Source organism: Spongiactinospora sp. 9N601 (assembly GCF_044326295.1).
Lineage (GTDB): Bacteria > Actinomycetota > Actinomycetes > Streptosporangiales > Streptosporangiaceae > Spongiactinospora > Spongiactinospora gelatinilytica.
The window spans coordinates 635,495-660,812 of the sequence record NZ_JBIRBB010000002.1 but is presented as its reverse complement, the minus strand read 5'-3'; the positions used below and the strand labels follow the sequence as shown (position 1 = coordinate 660,812).

Genomic DNA, 25,318 nt, shown 5'->3' with positions numbered 1-25,318 from the left:
GGCTAGACGTCGCTGGAGAACCGGACCGCGCACGCGGGCAGGTGCACCCCCGGCCACAGCCGGGCGCCTGCCCGCAGTTCGTTGCCCGGACCGACCACGGCCTCGTCGCCCACCACGGAGTCGCGCACCACCGCGCCGGACTCGATCCGCGCGCCCGCGCCCACCACCGAGTCGGACACCACCGCGCCCGCGCCGATCACCGCCCCCGCGCCGATGACGCTGCCGCTCACCTGCGCCCCGGACTCCACGACCGCCCCTTCGCCGACCACCGTGCCGCCACCGACCTTGGCGCCGGCCGGGATCAGCGCGCCCGGCAGGGCCAGCACCTCCCCGGGCGGGCCGGGCAGCGCGGGCGAGGGCAGCCTGCCGAGGACCAGGTCACGGGAGCCCTGCACGAACGCGGCGGGCGTGCCGACGTCGAGCCAGTAGGTCCGGTCGGCGTAACCGAGGACCTGCTGGCCCGCCTCGATCAGCCCGGGGAAGGTCTCCCGCTCCACCGAGACGACCTCCCCCGCCGGGATGGTGTCGATCACCGAGCGGGTGAACACGTAACAGCCGGCGTTGATCCGGTTGGTCACCGGGTTGGGGGTCTTCTCCAGAAATGCAGTGACCCGCCCTGATTCGTCGGTCGGCACGCAGCCGAACCTGGACGGGTCGTCCACCTCGGTGAGGTGCAGGGTCACCGCCGCGCCCGCGGTCACGTGCCGCTCCACCTGCGCGCCGATGTCGTGGCCGGACAGGATGTCGCCGTTGAGGATCAGCACGGGCGCGCCGGGCGGGCAGGTCAGCGCCTCGGCGGCGTTGCGGATCGCGCCGCCGGTGCCGAGCGGGGTGTCCTCGGTCATGTACGCCAGCTCCAGCCCGAAGGCGGAGCCGTCGCCGAACGCCTCGGCGAACATCGAGGCCCGGTAGGAGGTGGCGAAGACGATCCTGCGCACGCCGTACGCGCGGGCCCGGGCGAGCTGGTGCGCCAGGAAGGGGACACCGGCCGTGGGCAGCAACGGCTTGGGCACTCCCAAAGTCAGCGGCCGCAGCCGGGTGCCCCTGCCACCGACGAGCAGAATGGCTTCGAGATCACCGCGACCTTCCAGGTCAGCGCGGCGGGGGGAGGAAATCTCCGTCACCCCCGCGAGCGTAGTGCACTATTCGACCGCGCGCTGATAACACGTGAGATGTGCTTCGGCCGAAGCCTCCCAGGTGAACTCCCTGGCCCGGTCGAGGCCCGCCGACGCCAGCCGTTCGCGCCGCAGCGGCGAGCCGAGCAGGTCGGAAAGGGCCTGGGCGATGCTGTCGATGTCGGGCTCGGTGTAGGCGACGGCGTCGCCGCCGACCTCGGGCAGCGACGTGCGGTGGGTGGTCAGCACGGGCGCGCCGCAGGCCATCGCCTCAAGGACGGGCAGCCCGAACCCCTCGCCCCGGGACGGGAACGCCACCGCGAGCGCGCCGCCGAGGAACCCCGGCAGGTCGGCGAACGGCAGGTAACCCGGCCGGACCACGCGGACCGTCGCCGACACCTCGGCGACCGCCGCCTCGACGCCCTCGTCACGGATGCCCCCGGCGATCGCCAGCGCCGGCGGCTCGGCGAACCCGCCGACCGCGCGCGCGAAGCCGCGGATCAGGTTGGGGACGTTCTTGCGCGGTTCGAGCGGGCCCAGGAACGCCACATACGGCTGGCCGTGCAGGCCGAGCCGGTCGGCGACCCGCTTGATCTCCTGCTCGGCGGGCCGGTAGAAGATGCCGTGATCGACCCCGTGGTAGGCCACGTCGATCCGGGTCGGGTCGGCGGACAGCACCCGGACCAGCTCGTCTCTGGTGGCCTTGGAGGGCACCACCACGCGGGTCGCGTGGCGCACCGAGCTGCGCGTGGCCGAGCGGAAGAACGCGGCCTTGACCGCGCCGTGCTGCTCGGGGTCGGTGAACCAGGTGACGTCGTGGACGGTCACCACGGTCGGCATGCCCGACCGTAGCGGGATCGAGTAGTAGGGCGCGTGGATCACCTGCGCGCCGACCTGCTGGGCGAGCACCGGCACACTGGTCTGCTCCCAGTTGAGCCGGGCGGCCCGGTTGGTGATGGACGGCGGCCCTGAAAGCACGCGCGCGGACGGCGCGAGCCGCTGGTAGCGCTCGGCGTCGGCGCGCTGGCAGGCCACCGCGAAATCGGCGCCGGCATGGTCGAGGGCGGCGACGAGCCCATCGACGTACCTGCTCAGAGCACCGCGATCGGCCGGAACCGCTGCCGCGTCGAGGAGCACTCGAAGGGACAAGACTGATCGCTCCCCTCCATGGTCACGCGGGACCGTGCGTCCCCCTCTCCAGACAACTCTATTGCCAGCCTCCCCGAAAACGTGCGGTAAATCACAGGGCATTTCGGGGCGCCTTGTCACTCTGTGGCCCGGCCTCAGGTACGGCCGCCGACCGCGCCGCCAGCGCGGCCGTGCCCGCGCACAGCAGATCGCCCGCCACCAGCACGATCCGGGAGGTCAGGGCCACCGCGATGGCGGGCCCCTGGGGGAGTACCGGGGACAGCACGGCCACCATCGCCAGCTCGCGCACTCCGGCCCCGGCGGGCACCACGAACGTCATGATGCCGAGACACCATGACAGCGCGAACGCGCCCGTCGCGAACACCACCAGACGCGCCCCCGACACGCCGGTCGCGCCCGACTGGCCGAGGATCACGGCGAGGTGCAGGCCGTACGCGGCCCAGCCGGCCAGCGACCAGCCGAGCGCGCCGAGCATGCCGCGCCGGGTGAGCGCGCGTTCCAGCGGCTCGCGGCGCAGCAGCCGCAGCCCGAGGCCGATGACCGCGTTGATCACCCGCGGTTCCAGCAGTACGGCCAGCACCGGGACGAGCAGCAGCGCCCAGGCGTAGGGGCCGATCGCCGCGGGCCCGGCGGTGAGCAGGGTCACGGCGGCGACCAGCAGGCCGCCGGCCATCTGGATCGGCATGGTCAGGAAGAACGCGGCGGCGCTGCGCGAGCGCGGGACGCCGAGGTCGCGGCCCATCTCCATCTGCGCGAGCACCGGCCACAACGAGCCGGGGATGTACTTGCCGAGCTGGCCGACGAAGAAGACCTTGGCCGCCTGGCGTACCGGGAGCGGCGAACCCAGGTCGGCCAGCAGCGCCCGCCAGGTCAGCATCCCGCCGCCCAGCGCGGCGATCACCGCGACCACCGACAGCAGCACCGACGTCCACGACAGCCGGGAGAACCCGGTGACCACCGAGTCCCATTCGCGGGCCACCGCCCACGTGCCGAAGCCCAGCGCGACGGCCAGGAAGCCGATCCGCACCGCGCCCTTGACGGTGATCCTCAAAGGGGACGCACCCGGTCGGGCGGCTGGGGCAGCGGCATTCCGGCCGGGCGCAGGTCGCCGATGGTCGCCACCCACAGGTAGGTCGGTACCAGCGGCAGCAACGCGCGCAGCGCCGCGCGCGGCATGCCGCCGAGCACCGCGCGCACCACCTTGCCGGCCACGCCGGGGAACAGCTCGCCGCCCGCGAACCGCTCGGGCGTGGCGAGCACCGGGAAGGTGTAGTCGTGCACCCGGAAGCCCCTGACCATCTTGCGCAGGCCCCTGCGGGTGCGGAAGCGCTCGTAGTAGCTGTCCGCGCGACCGCTCGCGCGGACGTAGCGGTCGGCGAGGGCGGGCGGCAGGTAGGACAGGAAGGGCAGCTTGTAGTGCGGCTCGATGATGCCGAGGCGGTTGCCCAGCCCGAGGTAGAGCACGCCGGTCGGCGCGAGCACCCGGCGCATCTCGGCCATGATCGCGTCAGGGTCCACGACGTGCTCGTAGATGTGGTTGAAGACCAGCACATCGATCGAGCCGTCGGGGAACGGCAGGGCGGTGCCGTCGGCGCACACGAACTCCACCCGCTCGCCGAACCGCGTGGCGGCCTTGCGCAGCCCCGGCACGTCGATGTCCAGGCCGAAGGTGCGGGCCGCCCCGGCGGCGGCCAGCTCGTCGGCGATGAACCCGGCCGAGCAGCCGACGTCGGCCACGGTCAGCCCGGCCAGCGGGGCGTCGCCGGTGCGTCCCAGGAAGTGCGCGAGCACGGCGATGATCTTGGCGGCCTTCCTGCGCCGCTTCGCCTCGTCGAGCATCGCGGCCTGGAACTCGGAGTATTCGAGCTGCGCCTGACGTTGGCTTCCCACGCCGCACAACAGTACCGGGGCCGGGTGGTCCTTGGGTCAGCCGTTGAGCAGGCGGTCGCCGTAGGCGGTCCAGAACGGCTCGGGATCGACGGACTTGACGCCCGCGCGCAGCCGTTCGGGCTCGCCGGGCTCGTAGAAGCGTTCGATCGCCGCGCGCAGCGCCGGTACCGACCCCGGTTCGACCAGCAGGCCGTCCACGCCGTCGGTGACGTTGTCGGCCAGCGCCCCGACCCGGGTGGCGATCACCGGGACGCCGTGCTCGTGGCCCAGCCAGACGTTCTGGCTGGCGGTGGCGTTGCGGTAGGGGAGCACCAGCGCGTCGGCGCGGGCGAACAGGCCCGGGACGTCGTCGGCGGCGACGTAGCCGGGCCGCAGTTCCACGCGGTCGCCGATGCCCAGTTCGCCGATCAGCGCGCGGGTGTCGTCCAGGCCGCCCCAGAACTCGCCCGCCACGGTCAGCGAGATCCCGTCGGGGAGCGCGCGCAGCAGCAGGTCCAGCCCCTTGTAGGGCCGGACGATCCCGAAGAACAGCAGCCTGCGCCGCACCTCGCCGCCCGCCGCGGCCGTCCCGGCGGCGGGCAGGTGCGGCGGCAGCGCGGCCACCACGACCGGCGCGGCGGCGAGCCCGCGGGCCAGCCCGGCCTGCTGCTCGGAGTGGACGAGCACCCGGTCGACCCGTTTGAGCAGGGCCTTCATCAGCGGCGTGTCGTACGGCTTGCGCTCGTGCGGCAGCACGTTGTGGCAGAGCGCCGCCACGCGGGTGCGGCGGCCGACGCCGGCCAGAATGCCCAGGTAGGCGGGCACCTGCACGGGGCTCAGCACGGTCAGCACCACCAGGTCGGCGCCGCGCAGCCGCCGCCCGCAGCGCACCCAGCCGTCCGGCCGCCGCCAGTCCAGCGCGCGCAGCGCGTTGGGGAACGGCGTGCCCTCGGGCGTGTCGATCGTCTGCCGCCCGGGGTAGAGGAACGACGGGTACTGTGCGCGCCAGGACTCGATCACCACGTCGTGGCCCCGGGCGGCGAGCCGGTGGGCGAGTTCGGTGGTGTGCTGGGCCCCGCCCCCCTTGTAGGGATATGTCGGGCCGACGATGGCGATCCGCATCGGCTGGTCGTTCCTCTAGTCGTTCCTGGAGCGGACGATCAGGTCGGCCAGCAGCGCCACCGAGCCGATCAGCATGCCGGACAGGAACGTCACGACCGCGTTGCTGGTCAGGTAGAAGCCGTAGTGCAGCACGTCGTAGACGCCCTTGCCGAACCCGATCATGGTCAGCCCCAGCGCGGGGGGCATCAGGACCTTCAGCGGGTTGAAGTACATGACCATCCGCAGCACCTGAAGGATGTAGCGGTAGGCGTCGGACACGAAGCCGAACTTCGACTTGCCCGCCCGCTTGCTGTACTCGATCGGCATGTAGTAGACGCCGTGCTGGTTGGACAGGAAGGCCAGCGTGATCGTGGTGACACAGGAGAAGCCGGGCGGCAGCAACCGCAGGTACGGCCTGGACACCGACTTGCGAAACGCGCGCAGGCCGGAGTTGAGGTCGGGGATCTTCTGGCCCGCCAGCCGTTCGGCCACCTTGCGGATGAACCACTTGGCCGGCACCCGCAGCAGCTTGTGCGAGCCCTCCTCGCTGGTCCGCGCGCCGACGACCTGGTCGATCGCGGCGTCCTTGTGCAGCACGTCGATCAGTTCGGGGATGCGCTCGTTGGGATAGGACATGTCGGCGTCGGTCCACACGACGATCTCGCCGCGCGCCTCCTGTGTGCCGATCCGGCGTACCGTGCCCGAGCCGCCGTTGCGGTGGAAGGCGCGCACCCGCATGTGCGGAAACCTCGGCGCGGCCTCCCTGAGCCTGTTCAGCGTCTCGTCGGTGGAGCAGTCGTCCACCGCGACCAGCTCATAGGTGTACTCGCTGTGGTCCATCGCCTTGCAGATGCGCTCGACCTCGGCCACGACGTGGTCCTGCTCGTTGTAACAGGGCAGGACGATCGTGACGTACGGCGGAGTGTCCGCCTGCTTCTCTTCCACGGTTGATCCGGTCTCCGGCGCTTCGGGCGGGCTCATGACGGGCGAGAATACCTTTCCCCACAGGGGCTCGGATGCACATCCGCCCTTTTCCGGCCCGCCCTAACGCGTGACGGCCGTCACCCGGCGCACTCCCGGGAGACGGCCCACCGCGCGCTCGACGGCCCCGGCGGCGGCCTTGTCCTCCAGTTTGACGTAGAAACCGACGGACCTGGACTCGTCGTCCCGGTGCCGGCGCGAGTAGACCATCGCGTGCTCCTCCACCTTGCGGGAATGGTCCGCGTCGCTGAAGTAGACCTCCCCGACTCCCGAGGTCTCGAAAAGCCGCTGGGCGATCCGGTCCTTCTCCTGGTCGGTGACCTCCTGGCGGCCGGCGCAGGGATCCTTGGGGTCCAGCGGCGGGGTCTTCGGGCACATCAGCACCGCGAGGTCGGCCTTGCCCAGCCAGAAGCCGGGCCGCTCGACGTACGCGGCGGCGACCCCTGGCAGGCGTTCGGCCTCCTCGACGAACGCCAGGGGGTGGACCTGCGGCCGAAGCCCACCCCGGAAGGACTCCCCCATGTCGGCCACCTCGACCGTGGCGAGGAACTCCGCGTTCGTCACCCGCTGCGCGAACTCCCGGTACTCCTCCTGCTTCGACCAGTAGCGCACCGCGGTCACCCCGGGCATGGCCCGCAGCCTGGCCTCGATGGCCCGGCGCTGCTCCCGCGTGGGCGGCGGGCACATCGGCCCGCACAGCTCGACCCGGAACTCCCCGGCGGCCGGCCACGGCCCGTCCGGCGGCGGCACCGGCACCCGCCGCGCCACCTGCACTCCCCAGGCCGCCACCCCGGCCACCAGCAGCGCGGCCAGCCCGCCCAGCACCCGGCGGCCCCACACTCGGCCGCGCCCCGGCTCGGGCCCGAACTCCACTTCCTCCGCGGTCGACGTCACACGCCCGAATATCCCCCACTTCGCGGGCCCGCGGCAAAGGAGACCCGGTCGGCCACCCGGAAGACCAGTGACACACCGGGCAGATCGGTGACGGCTCGGCGGATCGCGGGTACGGCCAGGGTGTCATCGATCTTGATCCAGAAACCGGCGGCCCCGCCATTGCCCTTCCCCGGCGGGGCGATGGCGGACTGAAAGTCATCGTCGCCATCCAGGTGCGCCCGGACCTTCCTGGAGTGCTTCTCGTCGGCGAAGTAGAGCGCGCGGATGCCGTCGATCGCGGCGAGCCGGGCCGCGACGGCGTCCCGCTCCTCGCGGGTCACGCCGCCACGGCCCTCGCACGGGTCCTTCGGCCGGTCCCCCACCGTCCGGTAGTCGTTCATCAGGTGGTCCTCCATCCGCTCCTCCGGCGGCTGGCAGAGCAGTACGGCCACGTCCGCCTTGCCCTTCCAGAACCATGTCCTGTTGACGCGGGCCATCGCGACACCCGGCAGGCGGCCGACCTCTCCCGTGAACGCCTGTGCCCGCTCACTCGTCCGAAGCCTCCCGCGGTACGACTCCTGCATGTCGTCCGCCTTCAGATAGTGGAGGGGCAGCCCGAGGAGGCCGGCGCCCTCCCGCGCCATCCTGTCGTAGGCGTCCTGCCGTGACTCGAACTCGACGGTCTCCACCTGCGGCATGGCTCGCAGCCTGGCCTCGATGGCCGCCCGCTGCTCCCGCGTCGGAGCCGGGCACTGCCCGCTGCAGAGCATCACCGTGTACTCCCCGGTCATCGGCCACGGCCCCTCCGGCGGCGGCAACGGCCCGGCCGGCCGCACCAGCAGGCGAACCCCGCCCACCACCAGCCCCAAGAGCACCACCGCGGCGACCACCCAAATGACCTTGCCCCGCCACGCCGCACCGGGCTCCCCGTCGAAGGACAACACCTCGGAATTTCCAGACTCCGACGTCATATGCCCAAATATGACGGATTCGCGGTCCTACAGGGCGGCGATCCGGAAAGTACGCTCACACCTCGATCAACGCCGGCCGGATCACCGGGTCGGCCGCATCGGTCAATGCGACGAGATCATCATGATCGGAAGTGAGGATCGCGGCCGCAGCCATGATCGCCACAACCACGACGGTCGCATCGACCACATCCACCGGGGCCGTTCGCCGCCGGGCGGCCACCCTTCCGCAGAGCACCCCGGCTTCCTTGCCGATTCGCTCGGTCATATCGGCGATCTCACAGCCGAACAACAGCCGTGCCAGCGACGCCTGCCGGGCCGAGCCACGCCACACCTGTGCGAGCACGGGCACCGGCACGATGATCCGGCGCTTCTCGTCGAGCGCCTGCCGATGCAACCGCCACATCCGCGGCCGGTTCGCCTCGGCGGCGATCAGTGCGCCCGCATCGTAAACGAGCGCCGCGCGCGGCGCGCTCGCCCTCATCCGATCAGCCGCGCGTCATCCGCTCCGCCGAACATCCGCGCGTCAGCGTCGGCGAGCACCGCCGCCGCCTGCGACAACTCCCCGGCGGCGATCACACCGTGCTCGGCCTCCCACTCGGCCACCGCCGCGAGCCCCGCTTCGATCCGCGCGGAATTCGCCGCGGCACGTGTCATCCACGCCGACACCGTCAGCCCGGCCCGTTCCGCCGCCGCCACAACGGCATCCGCGACCTCCTCGGGCAAGGACACCGACAGCTTACGCACCGCCATCATCACGAGGACGATGTTACCACCAGTGGATGCCTGTAGTAGGAAGGCGGTAGGAATCTTATCGAGGAACGGCCATCCAGACGTCGATGGACAGGGACCAGGTGGTGTCCGGGGGGGAGGTGAGGCTGCGTTCGTCCTGGCGGGCACGGAGGTGGAAGGCGTGGCGGGGGGTCGGGGCGTAGGGGGTGAGCTGGGCCTGGGCGGCGGCGAGCAGGACCGGGCGACGGCCTGCCTGGCGGATGCGGGTCATCAGGCGCTTGACGTCGGCGGCCTGGGCCACCTCCTTGTCGATGGTGGGGAGCATGCGGACACGGGCCGCAGGCACGCCGCACAGGCCACGGACGACCTGGGCGAAGCGGTCGCCGGTGACCCGCTCCACGAGCAGCACCGACGCGTCGGGGGGGATGGCCGCGCACAGACCGGCGACGGCGGCGGCCTCGCCGCGCTCGACCGGCGTGAAGGCGGTGCCGCCGGACACGAAGGCGGGCGGTACCAGGACCAGCACGACCCCTGCCGTGGCCAGGACGCGCCGCACCCGCGGGCCGTACCCCCTCCTGCGGGCCTGGGCGAGCACCCAGCGCAGGCCCCACACGCCGAGCAGCACCATGCCGGGCACGACCACGGGGACCAGGCGGCGGGAGGCGAAGGGATGGTCGGGCGTGATGGCCGGCAACAACAACGTGGTGAACGTCGTCCACCCGATGATCGCCAACGCCACCCCCCACCCCAGCCCACCGCCCCCGGCCACCCGGCCCGCGCCTCCGGCGCGACCAGCCCCAACGGCCCCATGTACCCCGGCCTCTGCCCGAGACTTCTGATCACCCGCACCGGCCCCGATGATCGCGCCATCGGCCCCGTTGACCGGGACGGCAGCCCTCGTGATCGCCTCGGCCCCGTCGGCCCTGCTGGTCCCGGTGATCGCGTCATCGGCCTCGGCGGCTCCATGCGGCCCGACTCCGGGCGCCTGATCAGGCTCATGGGCCCCGGCGATGCCGGCGTTGGGGGTCGGCACAGGGGCCTCCATGGTCCCGGCCGACCTGCCGGCTCTGGAACTAACGGACGTGGTGAGGCGTCTGGCCAGGATGGCGGCGGCGAGGGTGGCGAGGAGGACCACCGGGAGGCCGACGTACCAGGTCACCCAGGTGAGGCTGTGCTCGTAGTAGAGGCGGGTGCCGTCGGGCGGCAGGCCGTTGCCGCGTTGGATCGCCTCGATGAAATCCCTGGTCCGGCGGTCATACTCGTTGTCGGGGACGCGTCGCACGGTCTGGAACCATGGGCGGGCCGCGAGGATCAGCATGGCCGCGACGATCAGCGCCGCCACGACGTCGGGCAGGCGGGACGGCAGGCGCAGCGCGGCAAGTCGCGGGGCGAGCGCCGTGCCCAGCGCGGCCACCACCAGCACGGCCGCGCAGATCAGCAGCAACGGGACCAGCGAACCTCGCAAATAGTCGAGGTAGGGCATCGACAGCCGCCACGCGGCGGTGAAACCGGCCCCGGCCCCCAGCACCAGGCCGCCCAGCAGCCAGACGCCGAGCCCGCCCGGCCCCTCACCTCCGCGGGCCCGCCCGGCGCGCCCGAGCGCGATCAGCAGCCCGGCGAAGGCGAGAACGGGCAGGATGTCGCGCAGTCCGTCGATGCGGACCAGCGTGGCCAGCCCGAACACCACCCCGGCCAGCCCCGCCACCACCCGCCGCCCGCCCTTGGCGACCCGGGAAGGAGTGGTGGCGTCGACGAACAGGATCAGGCCGCCGAAGATCATGATCAGGGAGGGGATCTCGCTGAACGTGGTGCGGGAGGTGTAGAGGATGGGCAGGCTGATCGCGAAGGCCAGGGCGGCGAGAGGGGCCCAGCGGCCACCGATCAGGCGGGCGGCGGCCCCCGCCACGGTGAGGGCGGCGAGTGACCCCAGGACGGCCGGGGTGAGCAGCAGGCCGGTCACGCCCCCGGCCCAGTGGCCGATCGCGTAGATCAGCGACGGCCCCGCCACGAACTGCGGGACGACCGCGCCCTCGAAGTCGTAGAACCCGACGCTGTCGAAGAGCAGCGCCGGGTCACGCCCGCCGAACGCCGCGTCCTGGTAGGGGATCGGCAGCGAACCGTGCTCGGCGACCCAGGCCGCGCTCAGCGCGTAGGTGGCCGGGTCGCGCCGCACGATGAGCTGCTCGGCGTGCAGCAGCGCGTTGAACACGCCCGACCCGATCGCGACGGCGAAGACCGCCACGACGTGCCAGGCGCGCCCCTCGATCGGGGCGGACACTCGCCGCCCTCCCGCCCAACAGGCGAGGACCGCCAGCGGCACGCCCGTGAGCAGGGCGAACACGGGCGTGAAGCGGCCCAAGAGCAGCAGCGGCAGAGCCGCCGTGAGCCAGCCGGCCAGCGCGAGGGCGGGCACGGCGGAGCCCACGGCGAGCACCCGGCCCGCTCGTGGCCACCGTGCGAGGTCGAAACCGGTACCTTTCAACACTGAGCGCGAGCCTAACGGGGGATCGCCGCCGAGTCGGCGCATCCGGCCTCGCCTGTGGACAACGGAGGTGGCGTGACCCGGCCACGGCTGTGGATGACCGCGAACCGATGGTTCGCCGGCGTGCTCGCCCTTGGCGTCCTGCTGCGCGTCCTCGCCATGCTGGGCTTCCAGCCCGCCCTGTGGTTCCCCGACACCTACACCTACGTCGTCACCGCCATGCGGCCCAGCCCCGACCTGGTACGCCCGGCCGGCTACTCCTTCTTCCTGCTCCTGCTCCGGCCGTTCCACTCCTTCGGGCTGGTCGTCTTCGTCCAGCACGCGCTCGGCGTGACCATCGGCGTCCTGGTGCACACGGTCGCGCGGCGGCTGCGGGCCCCCCGCTGGGCGGCCACTCTCGCCGCCGCGCCGGTGCTCCTGGACGCCTACCAGATCGAGCTTGAGCACCTGCTGGTCTCCGACACGCTGTTCGCGTTCCTGGTGCTGTCGGCGGTGTGCCTGGGGATCTCGCGGGCGCCCCGGCGGCGTACGGCGTGCGCGATCGGGCTCTTGGTCGCCGCCGCCACGCTGACCAGGTCCGTCGGGCTGCCGCTGATCATCGTGATCGGGGCGTGGCTGCTGCTCCGCCCGGCCGACCTGGAGGCCGGGGAGGCGGGCGAGGATCGGCGGCGCGGCGCGCGGGGGCGGGCCGTACGGGCCGGGGTGATGGCGGCGGCGGCCCTGATCCCGATCTTCGTCTATGGCGGCTGGTTCTACGCGAGCCACCAGCGGGCCGGGCTGGTCGGGGCGAACGGCGTGTTCCTCTACGCCCGCACGATGTCGTTCGCGGACTGCTCGGTGATGCGCCCGCCGCCGGACTTGGCGCAGCTCTGCGACCCGCTGCCGCCGTCCATGCGCCCGCCGTCGCAGGAGTACATCTGGTCCGTCGGCTCCCCGCTCGTGCGACGGCCCGGCATCACGTTCTCGGCCGAAAACGACTCGCTGGCCGGGCGGTTCGCGCTGCTGGCGATCAGGAGCCAGCCGCTTGCGTACGTCGGATCGGTGGTGTCGGAGCTGACCCGGACGTTCGCGTGGGACCGGCCGGTCTATCCGGACGCCGAGGTGTACGCGTACTACGAGTTCCCGGAACGGCCCCCACCGCCGCCCGGCCGCTATCCCGCGCGGGTCGGGGCCGAGGCCGCCAAGGTCTATGAGGAGGGCGAGATCGGCACGCGGATCGTCGAGCCGTTCGCCGGGATGCTGCGGGCCTACCAGGACGTCGTCCACCTGCCGGGGATCGGGCTGCTGGCGGTGCTGCTGATCCCGCCGGGCGCGGTCCTGGCCAGGCTCGTACGGCGGGCCCGGCGGCTCGGCACGGTCAGGGGCGCGATCTCCGGCTTCCCGCCGCGTTCGTGGAAACGCGCGGTATGGACCCTTCCATGGACGGTCGCGTGGGTGCTACTGGTCACCCCTGCGGCGGTGGCGGAGTTCGACTACCGGTACGTGCTGCCCGCCGTACCATTGGCCACGCTGGCGGCGGTGATCTGCGTACGCCGGGAAGACACGCAGGCAGATACCCTATCGCAGTAGGTATCCCCAAACATTCCACGAAATGTCCGAATCTGAGTATGCTGAGCAACCAGATCACCACGGCGAAGCCGGAAATGGTCATGGACCGATTCGCTCGATCATGACCTCCGGCACCGGATGATTGACCTACCCTTTTTCGCGACGAGCAGGTGAACCCGGGGTGCTCGCGGCTGCGAGCCTCGCACGACCAGGGAAGGGGACCTTGAGCGAGCGAGCGATCAGGCGGCCCGTCATGTGGCCGCCGAAGGCGCCGGCGAAGGAGGCCCCGTGACCGAGCATCGGGTCGATCCTCAGGAACCGGGTGGCCGCCGCGCCGCGCGCCGCGCCGCCCGTGGCACCCCCGCGGGCGAGCCGCCGGACGACCCGGCGGGCTACCAGCGCCGCCGCCACGCGGGCCAGGCGGACCCGCCGGACCCCGACCGCACCGCTCCCCGCCGCCGCAGAGACGAACGGCCGCTCGCCTTCGACCGCCGCGCGGGCCAGGACCACGGACACGGGCGCGGGGGCCACACCCCCGCGGGCCCCGGCCGCGCCGGATACCCCGAGCAGGGGCGCGCCGGTCGTTCTGGATTCACCGACCCTGGCACCGAGCATGACGCGTACGCCGAACGGGGCCGTACCGGGGCGCCCGGCCCGCGGCGCGGCAGGTCCGCCTACGCCGATCCCGGCCCCGAGCAGACGGGCTACGAGCAGACCGGTTACGCCGAGCAGGGCGGCAGGCGCTCCCGCCGGGCCGCGCTCGCCGACCAGGCAGAACACCCCGAACGCGGCCGTGGGCGCACCGGCCACCCGGAGCAGGGGCACGACAGGTCCGCGCGAGGCGAGCCGCCGAACGACGACGACGGGGGCACCGGCCGCCGGCGCAAGGACGGCGACGGCGGCGGGGGCAAGATGCGCCTGCTGGCCTGGGGCAGCATCGCCCTGACCGGCCTGATGGTGGCCGGCACGCTCACCGGCTACACGCTCTACCGGTCGCTGTCCAACGGCATCGAGACCGAGGACTTCAACTCCAAGCTCGGCGACAAGCGCCCGCCCAACAGCACGGGCGCGCTCAACGTCCTGCTCGTCGGTTCCGACACCCGCGAAGGCGACAACCTCAAGTACGGCAAGTACATGCTCAACGCGGGCAAGCGCACCGACACCATGATCCTCATGCACATCTCCCCCGACCGGGACAAGGCCACTCTGATCAGCTTCCCGCGCGACTCGGTGGTGCAGATCCCGTCCTGCCCTGGGGGCAACGGCTCGGCGACGCTCCCGCCCAGGGTCGAGATGATCAACGCCGCCTACAACGAGGGCGGCATCACCTGCACGATCAGGACCCTCGAATCGCTGACCGGCGTCCGCATCGACCACTTCGTCGAGATCGACTTCACCGGCTTCAAGAACATCGTCGACGCCCTCGGCGGCATCCGGGTGTGCCTGAAGCAGCCGGTCAACGACCGCAAGGCGAAGCTGGAGCTGAAGGCCGGCTGGCACAACCTGAAGGGCGAGGCGGCCCTCGGCTACGTACGGCTGCGCGGCTACGGCGACGGCAGCGACATTCAGCGGATCAAGCGCCAGCAGGTCTTCCTGTCCCAGGTGGTCAAGAAGGCCACCAGCAGCGACCTGATCACCGACCCCGGCCAGTTGTGGGCCTTCATCAAGGCCGCGACGAAGTCCGTCAAGATGAACCCCGAACTGGCCAACAACCCGGACACGCTGGTCCAGATCGCGCAGAGCGCCCGGAAGCTCACGTCGAACGGCGTGCAGTTCATCACCGTGCCCTGGGGGCCGCACCCCGACGACGACAACCGCGTCATCTGGAAGCAGCCCGCCGCCGACAAACTGTTCGCCGCCATCAAGAGCGACATCGAGGTCAAGCCGGCGCCCAAGCCCACCCCCACGCCCGGCGAGAAGAGCACCGCTCCCGCCAAGCCGGTGATCAAGCCGGCGCAGATCAAGGTCCAGGTGCTGAACGGCACCACGGTGCCGGGCAGGGCCAAGGAGGTCGCCGACGCGCTGACCGCCCAGGGCTTCAAGGTCGTCGAGGTCGGCAACGCCAGGGCGGGTGGCGTGGACGTGCCCAAGACCCAGGTCCTGTACGGCAGGAAGGCCGCGAACGGCGCCGACTACGCCTCGCCGATCGCCGCCAAGCTGCTCTCCAAGGTCTCGCCGCAGGCCGGGAAGATCAAGCCGGTACAGGTGGAGCCGTACACCGCCACGGCCGCGACCCCCGGACCCGGTTCCACGGCGACCGCCTCCCCGGCCACGGGCGCGGGCGCCGGTGAGGGCGGGGCGCCGGTCGTCCAGCTCATCGTGGGCGCCGACTGGGAGGGCGTGAAGGCCCCCATCAAGATTCCGGATGACCTGAAGGGCAGCGTCGTCAACGCCAAGACCGACCCGTGCCAGTGAACCCAGCGGGTCGGCGGACCGCGTGATCGGGCGGATTCGTAACGATTCCCTGGGTTCCCGCAGGGGATTCGGCGGCAACCGCTACATATGATCAAGGAGCCCGTTAGGGTGGTCGGGTCGGTGAGGCGAGCACCGATGTCCTCGCCCAGCGCCTTGACGGCGTGCCCGACTGCTCACTGACTCCGACAGATAGCAGAGCTTTTCCCTGTGAGTGACACCCGATCCACCTTCCAGGTCCCGGGCTTGCGGAGCCACGACGCGGAGGGCGCCCGCTCCGGCGGTTCCCCTGATCAAAACGATCGTCATGTGCCACGCCACGAGGAGTCCGGCTCGGACGGAGGACCCGGGCACGATCACGAGCCGCCTTATCGGGCCCCCGAAACCGGTGCCGCCCACGGTGCGGAGACCGTACGGGAGGCCGCGGGCACACCGGCGCCGCGCCGCCCGCTGGACGGCGAACCCGCCCGCCGCAGCCCCTATCCGCCCGCCGCCGGGCCCAGCGACTGGTTCACGCCGCCCGGCGCGCCCGCGGCGGCCCCACAGCCCGCCCCGGGCCCGCCGGAGGCCCGTCAGGACGCGCCGAGCCTCAACGGCCATCACCGCCAGAACCTGACGAGCCGCCCGGACGGCTTCTCACAAGACCCGCGTCACCGGGAGGAGCCCCCCGGGCTCCGGCTCGACGACACGGCCCCGCACGGCTTCCCGCCGATCCCGGCCGCCGACGCGCACCCGCACGACTCCCCCGCGATCCCGGCGACCGGCGTCCGCCCGCACGGTTCCCCCGCCATCCCGGCCGCCGACGTCCGCCCGCACGACTTCCCCGCGATCGACCCGGCCCGCGAGCATGGCTTCCTCTCCCCCACCAGGGAGGCGGCCACCCCGCCCCACGCTGCGGTCCAGCGGCCCGACGCCCCGCGACCAGGCGACGTACCCGGCAAAGCGGCCCCTCCGGCCTCCGGAAAGCGGGCGAGCGCCCCGAAGCCCGCCCCGAAGCCCGCCGCACGCCCCGGCAAGCAGCGTGAGCCGTACCTGGACAACGTCAAGTTCCTGCTGATCACGCTGGTGGTGATGGGTCACGCACTGGTGCCCACACTGGACGCCGGGTCGGCGCGCTCGGCGTACCTGTTCATCTACACCTTCCACATGCCGCTGTTCGTGCTGATCAGCGGCTACCTCAGCCGGAACTTCTGGAACTCCAACGCCAAGACCAACAAGCTGGTCGACACCTTCCTGATCCCGTACCTGATCGTGGAGGTCGGCTACGCCGCGCTGCGTTCCGCGTTCGGCGCCAAGTGGAGCCTGACGATCATCGATCCGGCCTGGCTGAACTGGTACCTGCTGGCCCTGCTCCTGTGGCGGCTGTCCACCCCCGTGTGGCGGCGGATGAAACAGCCGCTGCTGGTCGCCGTGGCCATCTACCTGTTGTCCGGCTTCTCGGAGATATCCGGCGACTTCAGCTTCGACCGCTTCTTCGGCCTGCTCCCCTTCTTCGTGCTCGGCCTGATGGTCAAGCCCGAGCACTTCGAGCTGCTGAACCGGCCGTGGGTCAAGATCATCGCAGCGGTCACGCTCGCCTCCGCCGCCGCGGTGGCGATCATCATCGCCCCGCGCGTCAAGCTGGCCCCGATCTACTTCAAGGACAGCTACAGCGACCTCAACCTCTCCTGGTGGATGGGCCTCGGCCTGCGTGCGGCCCTGCTGGTGGCGGCGCTGGCGATGTCGTTCGCCGTGCTGGCGCTGGTGCCGCGCCGCCAGACGTGGTTCACCGATCTCGGCACCCGCACGCTGTACGCGTACCTGCTGCACGGCGTCCCGGTCATGATCGCCAAGGAGATGGGCTGGCTGAGCCTGCCCTGGCTGTACGGCCCGCTGGGGGCGATCGCGATCATGGCGTGCTGTTTCACGCTGGCGATCGTGTTGTGCCTGCCCGGGACGCGCACCCTGTTCAAGTGGATCATCGAACCCCGCCTGACCTGGCTGTATCGCCGCCCCAGCAAGCCGGCCACCGGCTCCAGGGGACAGAAGGTACAACGCGGAAAGTCCTGAAGTTAAACGGTCGTTTCACCGGCATTTACGCAACACATCCGAGCATGACGGGCTGGCGGCGCAGCATCGAAGCATGCGCGTATGCGTCGCGACCGTCGTCCACCACCCCGAGGACGCACGGATTCTGCACCGGCAGATCCGTGCGCTTCTCGATGCGGGGCACGAGGTGACCTATATCGCGCCTTTCACCCACTGCAACGTCACACCGAGGCCCGAAGTACGCGCGGTCGACGTGCCGAGGGCCGTGGGGCGCAGAAGATACCGGGCGATCAGGGCGGCAAGGCGGGCGCTGCGGCGGGCCGCCAAAGACTCCGACGTGATCGTCGTACACGACATCGAGCTGCTGTTCGCGCTGCCCAGGGGGCGGCGCCGCCCGCCGTGCGTCTGGGACGTGCACGAGGACACGGCGGGGGCGCTGGTGGCCAAGCAGTACCTGCCCGAGGTGCTGTGCCGGGTGCTGCCGCCGCTGATCCGGCGGATCGAGGCGAACGCCGAGCGCCGGATGCGCCTGATCCTCGCCGAGGACTCCTACCAGGCCAGGTTCGACCGCCTGCACCCGGTGGTCAGGAACACCACGTTCGTGCCGGAGACCGCCCCGCCGCCGCCCGGCGACGACCGGGTCGTCTACGTCGGCCACCTGTCGGCGGCCAGGGGCGCGCTGGAACTGGTCGAGCTGGCCCGCAGGCTGGCCGAGCACGGTGTCCGGATGGACCTGGTGGGCGCGGCCGACCCGGGCGTGCGCCCGGTGCTGCGCGACGCGCAGCACGAGGGCCTGCTGGACTGGTTCGGCTATGTCCCGAACCGGCACGCGCTGCGGATGGCCGAGGGGGCGCTCGCGGGGCTGTCGCTGCTGCACGACGTGCCCAACTACCGGCAGTCGCTGCCGACGAAGGTGGTCGAGTACATGGCGCGCGGCATCCCGGTGATCACGACGCCGCTGCCGCTGTCGGCCTCGCTGGTGGGCCGGATCGACTGCGGCGTGATCGTACCGTTCGGCGACGTGGACGCCATGGTGCACGCCGTACTCCGGCTGCGCGAGGACCCCGAACGGCGGGCGGCCATGGGCGCGCGCGGGTACGCCGAGGCGCTGCACCACCACAACTGGCCCGAGCACGCCGCCGAGTTCGTCGCGCTGCTGGAGGAGTGGGCGTTGGCCGCCAAGATCGCCTCCGCTCCGCCGCCCGGCAAGGCCGTCACGGTCTAGGCGGTGCGTGACGCGGGCATCGGCTGTTGGTCTACTGGAACCATGGCACACCACTTGATCCAGGGACGACTGGTCACCATGCCGGTGCGCGTCCGGGAGGCGACGGCCTGCGTGGCGACCTACCTGGTCCGCGCCGACGCCGCCCGCGCGGTGATCGCCTACTCGGGGCTGGACATCACCGAGGTGGTCCCCGGCAGGGCCGCCTGCACGCTGACGTTCGTCCAGTACACCGATTCCGACCTGGGGTCCTACGGCGAGTTCGGGGTGTCCTTCCTGGTGCGCCCGCCGGGGGCGGCCCGTGTCCGGGGCGGCGGGGCGCTGGCCGGCCTGTCCGACGTACGGCGGGTGGGCACCGGCGCGTTCGTCCACTGGCTCCCGGTGGACCAGGCGTTCACCATGGAGGCCGGGCGCGGCATCTGGGGGTTCCCCAAGGAACTTGCGGACATCGACCTGCGGCTCGACTCGCCGTACAAGCGCTGCGTGCTGCGCAGAGACGGCCGCCTGGTGCTCGACCTGCTGGTCAAACCGGGCATGCCGGTGCCGGTCAGGCGGACCGCCGCGCCCTTCGACGCCTACACCGACCTCGGCGGCGTCATTCGCCGTACCCCGTGGTCGATGTCGCCGCGCGGGGTGCGGGCCCGGCCGGGGGGCGCGCTGATCCGGCTGGGCAACCATCCGATCGCCAAGGAGCTGAGCGAGCTGGGGCTGCCCAAGCACGCGCTGATGACCGCGACCGTCGCCAGGATGTCGATGACGATCGGCGAGGCCGTGCGGGCGTGAGGGGCGCTACACGATGGGCGGGCGGCCGAGGCGGAGCATCCGCCAGGCCGTACGCCAGGCCATCGGACGGCGCTCCCCGGCCGGCTCGCGCAGCCCCTCGGAGAAGCCCTTGAACCACGCCCGCAGCGCCATCCCCGACCGCTCGCGGACCAGCGTGAGCACGACCCAGTCGAGCAGGTAGAGGGCGGCCAGCGGCCAGGGCAGGTTACGCCGGGCCAGCCAGACCCGGTTACGGGCGTTGAGCCGGTAGAAGTCGGCGTGCCGGGTGGGCGGCACCTGCGGGTGGTACATGACCGTCTCGGCGTCGTACTCGATGCGGTAGCCCTCGCCGAGCAGCCGCCAGGCCAGGTCGGTCTCCTCGTGCGCGTAGAAGAACCGCTCCGGCAGGCCGCCGACCTGGAGGAACGCCGAGCGCCTGATGGCGCACGCGCCGCCCAGGAAGGTGGTCACCGGGGAGGACCGCTCGGGGTCGCCCGCGCGCAGCCGGGGCACGTGGCGGCGCTGGCCGTTGCCGCCCTCCGGGTCCATCACCCTGAAGGAGATCACCGCGAGGTCGGGCTCGGTGGCGAAGCGCTCGCGCACGTGCGCGGCGACCTTCTGGTTGGCGTACCAGCCGTCGTCGTCGAGGAAGAGCACCACGTCGCCGGAGCTCTCCTCGACCCCGCGGTTGCGCCCCGCGGGGATGCCGGTGTTGCGCGGCAGCCGGACGTTCTTGATCGAGGAACCGGGGGGCGGCTCGGCGCGCAGCTCGGGCACGTCCGCCCCGTTGCCGACGATCACCACCTCGACGTCGCCGTCGGCCTGGCCGAGCGCGGACTCCACCGCCCGGTCAAGCTCGGCGATCCGGTTGCCCATGGTGAGGATGACGCACGAAATCTTCAATGCGTCATCGCCTTGACGCGTTGATCGGCCGTGCGCTGCATACTTCCATGATCACCGAGTCTGCCGTGTCGGGCAATTCCGTCCGAACGCTCCATTCCAGATTTACTGCGAAATAAGCGTATCGGAACCGCTAGCAAACCCCCACCGAACAGTGAGTGTCTTCCACATACGACGTACCGCGCCGCCGGTCGGTTCCCCGTCGGCGCGATCACGCTAACGATCATGCCAGCCGCCGCGAGGCCAGGATGCTGACCAGGTGCAGCACGAGCTGGAGCACCGCCACCACCGCGCAGGCCACGACCAGCACCCGGGTGGCCGCGCCGCCGCCGGCCAGCGCGTCCCAGGCCGCGGCGATCACCACCAGGATGGACAGCTCGACCGCCTGCACGATGCGGTGGAAGCGCAGCGCCGCCGCGACCTTGCGGGCCATGCCGAGCCGCCGCGAGGCGAAGTGCTCGGCCGACGCCTCGGTCGCGGCCACCAGCCCGGACCTGGCCCGGGCCACGTCCACCAGGTCGGTCTCCGCCTTGATCAGGATGGCGCCCAGCGCCGCGGCGAACCCCAGCACGGTGTACCAGTCGGGGACCGTCACGGACGCGCGAAAGCCCAGCCCGATCAGCAGCGCGGCCTCGGCGAAGTAGTGGCCCACCCGGTCGAGGTAGACGCCGGTGATCGAGGTGCGGCCGGTCCAGCGGGCCAGCTCGCCGTCCGAGCAGTCCAGCAGCAGGTAGACCTGGACCAGCACGGCCGCGCCCACCGCCGCCCAAAGGCCGGGCAGCGCGAGCACGACCCCGGCCAGCAGCCCGCACAGGATCATCAGGCCGGTCGCCTGGTTGGGCGTGATCGGCGTCTTGGCCAGCGCCCAGGTGACGTAGACCGACAGCTTGCGCATGTAGAGCAGGCCGGCCCAGTGTTCGCCGCTGCGGCGGTCCATCGTGCCGGCCGGCTGCGCGACCGCGCGGATCTCAGCGACCGACGGCCCGGACATACGCTCCCACCCGCTCCCGCACCTCGGTGTCCGACAGGCGAAGGTGCTCCAAGATCGTGTACCGGCCCGGACGCGTCGCCGGGGCGAGCACCACCGCCTCGGTGAACTGCTCTTCGGTGAGCCCGACGTCGCCCGGTGTCACGGGCAGCTCGTGCCTGCGCAGGCAGCCGACCACCTGGGCCAGCCGCTGCGTGTCGTCGCGCAGGAAGAAGCAGAAGGCGGCGCCGATACCGGCCAACTCGCCGTGATTGGAGGTCCCGGGGTAGAGCTGATCCACGGCATGAAGGATCTCATGGTCGCCGCCGCTGGCGGGACGAGATGACCCTGCGATGACCATCGACATGCCGGAGAGGATCAACGATTCGGCCAGAACAGTCAAAAAGGCGTCGGATTCGATCGAGTCGGTCCTGCCGATCACGGCCTCGGCCGCGGTACGGGACACCGAGCAGGCCAGCCCGTCGATCGGCTCGCCCCGCTCGGCCGCGGCGAGCTGCCAGTCCTCGATCGCGGACAGGTTGCTCACCACGTCGCCGATCCCGGCGCGGACCAGCGAGGGCGGGGCGTCGTGGACGAAGTCGAGATCGACCATGATCGCCAGTGGCATCGGGACGCCGAAGGAGCCCTTGCCGCCCTCGTGCGTCAGGGACGCCGTGGGCGAGCAGATGCCGTCGTGGGACAGGTTGGTGGCCACCGCGACCATCGGGATGCCGGCCAGCGACGCGGCGTACTTCGTCGCGTCGATGGTCCGGCCGCCGCCGATGCCCACGACCGCCTCGAAGGCGCCCTTGCGCAGGTCGGCCCCGAGCGAGACGGCGGCGTCGACCGAGCCGTCCGGCACCCGGAACAGCTCCGCCTCGCCCAGCGTGGACGCGATCATCGTGGCGATCTTGTCGCCCTGCCCGGCCCCGACCGCCACGGCCACCCGCCCGGAGGTCGCCACCCGGCTGTCGGTGAGCAGCGAACCCAGCTCGGCGATGGCCCCCCTGCGGACCTGCATGGTCAGCGGCGCGGGGAGCATCCTGGCTAGTATCGGCATGCGATCTCCCGGGCCTTGGCCAGGTCGTCGTGGTTGTCGACCTCGACCCAATCGACCTTGCCGATCGGTGCCACCGCGATCCGCTCGCCGCGCGCGACCATCTCGGCGTAGCCGTCTTCGTAGTAGAGCTGCGGGTCGCGCTCGAAGGTGGCGCGCAGCGCGTCGGCCAGCCGGTCGGCGGCCCCGGGGCGGATGAGCGTGGCCCCGATGTACTCACCGTACGCGGCGGCCGGGTCCATCAGCTTGGTGATCTCCCGCAGGTCGCCCTCGGGCGACAGCGTGACCTTCATCTCCTCCTCGGCGAGCGTCTTGACGTCGTCCACCGCGAGCAGAAGGTCGGTCGTGGCGGGCGCGCCGAGCAGGGTCTCCTCGACCGAGACCGGGTGGACGGTGTCACCGTTGACCAGCAGCGCCCCCTGGGCGAAGTGCTCTCGGGCGCACCACAGCGAGTAGGCGTTGTTCCACTCCTCGGCCTTGTCGTTGTGGACCAGCGTCAGCCGTACGCCGTGGCGGCGCTCCAAGTCGGCCTTGCGCTCGTGTACGGCCTGTGCGGCGTACCCGACCACCACCACGACCTCGCGCAGATCGACCGCGGCGAGGTTGCGCAACGCGATGTCCAAGATCGTGGTGTCTCCGTCGACCGGCACGAGGGCCTTGGGCAACGTGTCGGTGTACGGCCGCAGACGACGTCCGGCCCCGGCGGCCAGCACCATTCCCAGCAACGTGCAACTCCTCATCCGCGCGTCACATTCGTAGGCCCAAAGGTTAGTTGCCTTCCGGCCCTGATCGTGTAATCCCCCGTTAGCCGGGCCCTCGAATCGTGTTAACGCGCCGATGCCGGCTCTGCCGCGTCAGTCCTGTGCGCCGAGGTCGGCGGCCTCCAGCCCGGAGCGCGGGGCGGCGAGCCAGCAGGTCACGCTCTCCCACAGGAAGAGGCACCACAGGTAGAGCCCGAGCAGCACGAACAGGAGCGTCACCCGGCCGGCGAGCCCGCCGAGCGCGACCAAGAGCATCCGCCCGTCCCAGCCGAGCCCTGCCGTGGCGAGCCAGGACGGCGGATAGACGCGCTGACGCACGCGGTAGACGACATCGTAGTGGTGAAAGGCCATCGCTCCGATCAAGGCGAAGATCAGCGCGGGCGGCACGTCCCTGGCGAACCCCACCGAGGCGACGAAGACGTACTCGGTCAGCCGCAGGGTGGGCGGCACCAGCCAGTCCAGGCGGCCGTCGTGCAGGTGCGAACTGCCCGGCCCGGCCAGCAGCAGCGCGACCGCGGGGGCGAACACCGCCAGGCCGTCGGAACCGGCCACGCCGACCACCAGCAGCACCGCCGTCACGAACGCGCCGGCCAGCGCGGGCGGCAGCGGCGGCAACTGCCCGGCCACCAGCAGGCCCATCCCGCGCGACAGCGAGCCGTCGTCGCGGTAGGCGACCAGCGTGCTCGGCGGCACGGGGGTCATGTTCACGGAGATCACCGGCCCGTCCTTTCCCGCCCCGTCACGAAACCGACCTGGCGACGCGCCCGGTCACGGTGTAGAGCATGGCGAGGCCGCCCCAGCCCAGCAGGGCCAGGAAGGTCACCCGGGCGTCGAACAGGCCCGCGGTGACCGCGATCAGCGCCATCCGCTCCCCGATCGGCAGCACCACGATCTTGCGCAGCCAGCGGACGGCCCCCTGGTCGAAGCGCCGGGACAGGCGCACCAGCGGGCTGCGCCGGTCGGATGGCGGCGGGGGCTGCGGCGGCACGTCGCCGGGGTCGGCCAGCGAGCGCGGCCGTTCCGGCTGGGCACGGCCCGCCTCGGCCGCCGACGCCTTGAACGAGAAGTCGATCGTGTGGCGCAGGGTCTGCAGGGCCATGGCCGAGACCGCCAGCGCCCAGATCCCGCCGGGCAGCCCCACCGCCCCGGTGTAACCGGCGGCCAGTCCCACGTACACGAGGTACTCCTTGGCCCGGTCGGAGATCGCGTCCAGCCACGCCCCGAGCGGCGAGAACGCGCGGGTGAAACGGGCGAGCTGGCCGTCCACGCAGTCGAGCACGAAGGACAGCAGCACCAGCCCCGCGCCCGCCAGCATCGCGGGCCGCTCCCCCGCCGAGAACCACACCGCGGCCAGCGCGGCCAGCCCGAGCGACATGCCGGTCACCGCGTTCGGGGTGAGCGACAGCCGGGCGCACAGCCGCACCGGCCAGGCCGACCACGAGCTGACGAGGTGGGTGGCGACGAACCCGTCGTCGGACTTGATCGCCGCGTCCAGCCGGGCCGCGGTCTCATCGACCTCCGCCAGGCGGCGCACCGCGTCGGCCGCCTGCCCGGGGCCGGTCACCCGGTCGCAGCGCAGCGGCCCGAGCATGGCCGCGCGTACCGGGACGCCCGCCCGGACCAGGCCGACCAGGATCAGGTCGCCGACCTCGGCGCCGCTGACCGTGCCCAGCCGGCCGCCCTGTACGTGCTCGGCCAGCTCCTCGGCCACTCCCGCCAGGCCGCCGAGATCGGCCTCGCCGACCTGTAACACGCCGCGGAAGGTGCCGTTGGGCTCGACGACCCGGTGGTAGGAACTGCCCGCCGCGGCCACCCGGCCGCGCTCGACGCGCACCGGCGGGCGCAGCGGGCCGCCGTCCCCGCCGTCGGCGGCCACCAGCGCGGCGGTGTCGCGGGCGGGGTGTTCGAGCAACATGGCCAGCGCCTCCCGGTGGGCCACCAGGTCGCCGGGCAGCACGGCGACGGGCCCCGAGGACGCCCTGGCGACCTTCGCCACGCTCCTGAGATCGTCCACCAGCCCCCGGGTGCCGTCGGCGGCCCCAGGACCCACGGCGACGGCCGTGCGCGCCACCACGTGGACGTCACGGACGGGCAGGGTGTCGAGCTGCCCGGCGAGCCGGTCGAGGACCGTGCCGTCGGCCAGGGCGGATCTGGCCGCGGGGGTGGTGGCGAGCACCACGGCCGCGGCGCGCGAGGGCCGGTGGCCGCCCGACGTCTCGGCGGGCGGCGACGGCGCGGACGGTGGGATCACTGCGAGATCACTGCCAAACGGCTACTCCTTCGCTCCCTCACGCCGACGGCCGCCGCACGAACGGGAAGTGCGCACCCAGCGTAGCGGGATGTTGACCGGAGTTCACGACCGTGGCGGGCCATTCATTCCTGATCAGACGG

At 72.0% G+C, this 25,318-nt stretch carries 22 protein-coding genes; 5 read left to right on the top strand and 17 right to left on the bottom strand.

Going from position 1 to position 25,318, the window contains the following annotated elements:
- Nucleotides 1-2: 2 nt before the first annotated feature.
- The 11 genes from ACH34R_RS06670 to ACH34R_RS06620 form a co-directional block, all read right to left on the bottom strand.
- Nucleotides 3-1,115, bottom strand: coding sequence for a sugar phosphate nucleotidyltransferase (locus ACH34R_RS06670; protein WP_397560475.1), 1,113 nt, complete (start codon nt 1,113-1,115; stop codon nt 3-5).
- 27 nt (nt 1,116-1,142) lie between these two features.
- Entirely contained in the window at nt 1,143-2,264 is a 1,122-nt protein-coding gene (locus tag ACH34R_RS06665; protein ID WP_397560388.1) for a glycosyltransferase family 4 protein, read from the bottom strand.
- 91 nt (nt 2,265-2,355) lie between these two features.
- Nucleotides 2,356-3,315, bottom strand: coding sequence for a lysylphosphatidylglycerol synthase domain-containing protein (locus ACH34R_RS06660; RefSeq protein ID WP_397560387.1), 960 nt, complete (start codon nt 3,313-3,315; stop codon nt 2,356-2,358).
- Nucleotides 3,312-4,154 carry a methyltransferase domain-containing protein gene (locus ACH34R_RS06655; protein WP_397560386.1) on the bottom strand — a complete coding sequence of 281 codons (843 nt, stop codon included), beginning with the start codon at nt 4,152-4,154 and terminating at the stop codon, nt 3,312-3,314. The genes ACH34R_RS06660 and ACH34R_RS06655 overlap by 4 nt, the downstream gene beginning before the upstream one ends.
- Before the next feature lie 36 nt (nt 4,155-4,190).
- Nucleotides 4,191-5,255, bottom strand: a complete 1,065-nt coding sequence (locus ACH34R_RS06650; RefSeq protein WP_397560385.1) for a glycosyltransferase family 4 protein — start codon at nt 5,253-5,255, stop codon at nt 4,191-4,193.
- 15 nt (nt 5,256-5,270) lie between these two features.
- Entirely contained in the window at nt 5,271-6,215 is a 945-nt protein-coding gene (locus tag ACH34R_RS06645) for a glycosyltransferase family 2 protein (protein WP_397560384.1), read from the bottom strand.
- A 63-nt stretch (nt 6,216-6,278) separates the two neighbouring features.
- Nucleotides 6,279-7,109 carry a permease-like cell division protein FtsX gene (locus ACH34R_RS06640; protein WP_397560383.1) on the bottom strand — a complete coding sequence of 277 codons (831 nt, stop codon included), beginning with the start codon at nt 7,107-7,109 and terminating at the stop codon, nt 6,279-6,281.
- Nucleotides 7,106-8,059 (bottom strand): permease-like cell division protein FtsX, encoded by a 954-nt coding sequence (locus tag ACH34R_RS06635; protein WP_397560382.1) that lies wholly within the window; start codon nt 8,057-8,059, stop codon nt 7,106-7,108. Before ACH34R_RS06635 ends, ACH34R_RS06640 begins: the two co-directional genes overlap by 4 nt.
- A gap of 55 nt (nt 8,060-8,114) precedes the next feature.
- A complete protein-coding gene (locus tag ACH34R_RS06630; protein ID WP_397560381.1) occupies nt 8,115-8,540 on the bottom strand; it encodes a PIN domain-containing protein in 426 nt (141 codons plus the stop codon).
- The gene (locus ACH34R_RS06625; protein ID WP_397560380.1) at nt 8,537-8,812 is read right to left on the bottom strand and encodes a hypothetical protein; all 276 of its coding nucleotides are present in this window, start codon (nt 8,810-8,812) and stop codon (nt 8,537-8,539) included. The genes ACH34R_RS06630 and ACH34R_RS06625 overlap by 4 nt, the downstream gene beginning before the upstream one ends.
- Before the next feature lie 55 nt (nt 8,813-8,867).
- Nucleotides 8,868-11,273, bottom strand: coding sequence for a hypothetical protein (locus ACH34R_RS06620; protein ID WP_397560379.1), 2,406 nt, complete (start codon nt 11,271-11,273; stop codon nt 8,868-8,870).
- A 72-nt stretch (nt 11,274-11,345) separates the two neighbouring features.
- On the opposite strand from ACH34R_RS06620, the gene ACH34R_RS06615 reads away from it, so the two are divergent.
- The 5 genes from ACH34R_RS06615 (at nt 11,346) to ACH34R_RS06595 (ending at nt 19,263) form a co-directional block, all read left to right on the top strand.
- Nucleotides 11,346-12,839, top strand: coding sequence for a hypothetical protein (locus ACH34R_RS06615; RefSeq protein ID WP_397560378.1), 1,494 nt, complete (start codon nt 11,346-11,348; stop codon nt 12,837-12,839).
- Between the two features lie 267 nt (nt 12,840-13,106).
- The gene (locus tag ACH34R_RS06610) at nt 13,107-15,233 is read left to right on the top strand and encodes an LCP family protein (protein ID WP_397560377.1); all 2,127 of its coding nucleotides are present in this window, start codon (nt 13,107-13,109) and stop codon (nt 15,231-15,233) included.
- Between the two features lie 306 nt (nt 15,234-15,539).
- On the top strand, nt 15,540-17,279 hold the full coding sequence (locus tag ACH34R_RS06605) for an acyltransferase family protein (RefSeq protein WP_397560376.1): 1,740 nt from the start codon (nt 15,540-15,542) through the stop codon (nt 17,277-17,279).
- 73 nt (nt 17,280-17,352) lie between these two features.
- Nucleotides 17,353-18,483 (top strand): glycosyltransferase, encoded by a 1,131-nt coding sequence (locus tag ACH34R_RS06600; protein WP_397560375.1) that lies wholly within the window; start codon nt 17,353-17,355, stop codon nt 18,481-18,483.
- 42 nt (nt 18,484-18,525) lie between these two features.
- Nucleotides 18,526-19,263, top strand: coding sequence for an acetoacetate decarboxylase family protein (locus ACH34R_RS06595; RefSeq protein WP_397560374.1), 738 nt, complete (start codon nt 18,526-18,528; stop codon nt 19,261-19,263).
- 6 nt (nt 19,264-19,269) lie between these two features.
- Here ACH34R_RS06595 and ACH34R_RS06590 read toward each other — a convergent pair whose 3' ends face one another.
- The 6 genes from ACH34R_RS06590 to ACH34R_RS06565 all read right to left on the bottom strand — a co-directional run bounded on the left by ACH34R_RS06590 (nt 19,270) and on the right by ACH34R_RS06565 (nt 25,178).
- Complete coding sequence (locus tag ACH34R_RS06590) at nt 19,270-20,145, bottom strand: glycosyltransferase (RefSeq protein ID WP_397560373.1); 876 nt, start codon at nt 20,143-20,145, stop codon at nt 19,270-19,272.
- Nucleotides 20,146-20,365: 220 nt separating this feature from the next.
- Nucleotides 20,366-21,133, bottom strand: a complete 768-nt coding sequence (locus ACH34R_RS06585; protein WP_397560372.1) for a CDP-alcohol phosphatidyltransferase family protein — start codon at nt 21,131-21,133, stop codon at nt 20,366-20,368.
- On the bottom strand, nt 21,111-22,151 hold the full coding sequence (locus ACH34R_RS06580; protein WP_397560474.1) for an iron-containing alcohol dehydrogenase family protein: 1,041 nt from the start codon (nt 22,149-22,151) through the stop codon (nt 21,111-21,113). Before ACH34R_RS06580 ends, ACH34R_RS06585 begins: the two co-directional genes overlap by 23 nt.
- A gap of 5 nt (nt 22,152-22,156) precedes the next feature.
- On the bottom strand, nt 22,157-22,891 hold the full coding sequence (locus ACH34R_RS06575; protein ID WP_397560371.1) for a sugar phosphate nucleotidyltransferase: 735 nt from the start codon (nt 22,889-22,891) through the stop codon (nt 22,157-22,159).
- A gap of 129 nt (nt 22,892-23,020) precedes the next feature.
- A complete protein-coding gene (locus ACH34R_RS06570; protein WP_397560370.1) occupies nt 23,021-23,644 on the bottom strand; it encodes a DUF5941 domain-containing protein in 624 nt (207 codons plus the stop codon).
- Nucleotides 23,645-23,666: 22 nt separating this feature from the next.
- Nucleotides 23,667-25,178, bottom strand: coding sequence for a CDP-alcohol phosphatidyltransferase family protein (locus ACH34R_RS06565; RefSeq protein ID WP_397560369.1), 1,512 nt, complete (start codon nt 25,176-25,178; stop codon nt 23,667-23,669).
- Nucleotides 25,179-25,318: the final 140 nt, after the last annotated feature.

Excerpts from the sequence above, each read along its gene's own strand:
- ACH34R_RS06595 (WP_397560374.1), top strand. The coding sequence starts at position 18,526 with ATGGCACACCACTTGATCCAGGGACGACTGGTCACCATGCCGGTGCGC.
- ACH34R_RS06635 (WP_397560382.1), bottom strand. The coding sequence starts at position 8,059 with ATGACGTCGGAGTCTGGAAATTCCGAGGTGTTGTCCTTCGACGGGGAG.
- ACH34R_RS06585 (WP_397560372.1), bottom strand. The coding sequence starts at position 21,133 with ATGTCCGGGCCGTCGGTCGCTGAGATCCGCGCGGTCGCGCAGCCGGCC.
- ACH34R_RS06645 (WP_397560384.1), bottom strand. The coding sequence starts at position 6,215 with ATGAGCCCGCCCGAAGCGCCGGAGACCGGATCAACCGTGGAAGAGAAG.
- ACH34R_RS06630 (WP_397560381.1), bottom strand. The coding sequence starts at position 8,540 with ATGAGGGCGAGCGCGCCGCGCGCGGCGCTCGTTTACGATGCGGGCGCA.
- ACH34R_RS06580 (WP_397560474.1), bottom strand. The coding sequence starts at position 22,151 with ATGCTCCCCGCGCCGCTGACCATGCAGGTCCGCAGGGGGGCCATCGCC.
- ACH34R_RS06600 (WP_397560375.1), top strand. The coding sequence starts at position 17,353 with ATGCGCGTATGCGTCGCGACCGTCGTCCACCACCCCGAGGACGCACGG.
- ACH34R_RS06625 (WP_397560380.1), bottom strand. The coding sequence starts at position 8,812 with ATGATGGCGGTGCGTAAGCTGTCGGTGTCCTTGCCCGAGGAGGTCGCG.
- ACH34R_RS06650 (WP_397560385.1), bottom strand. The coding sequence starts at position 5,255 with ATGCGGATCGCCATCGTCGGCCCGACATATCCCTACAAGGGGGGCGGG.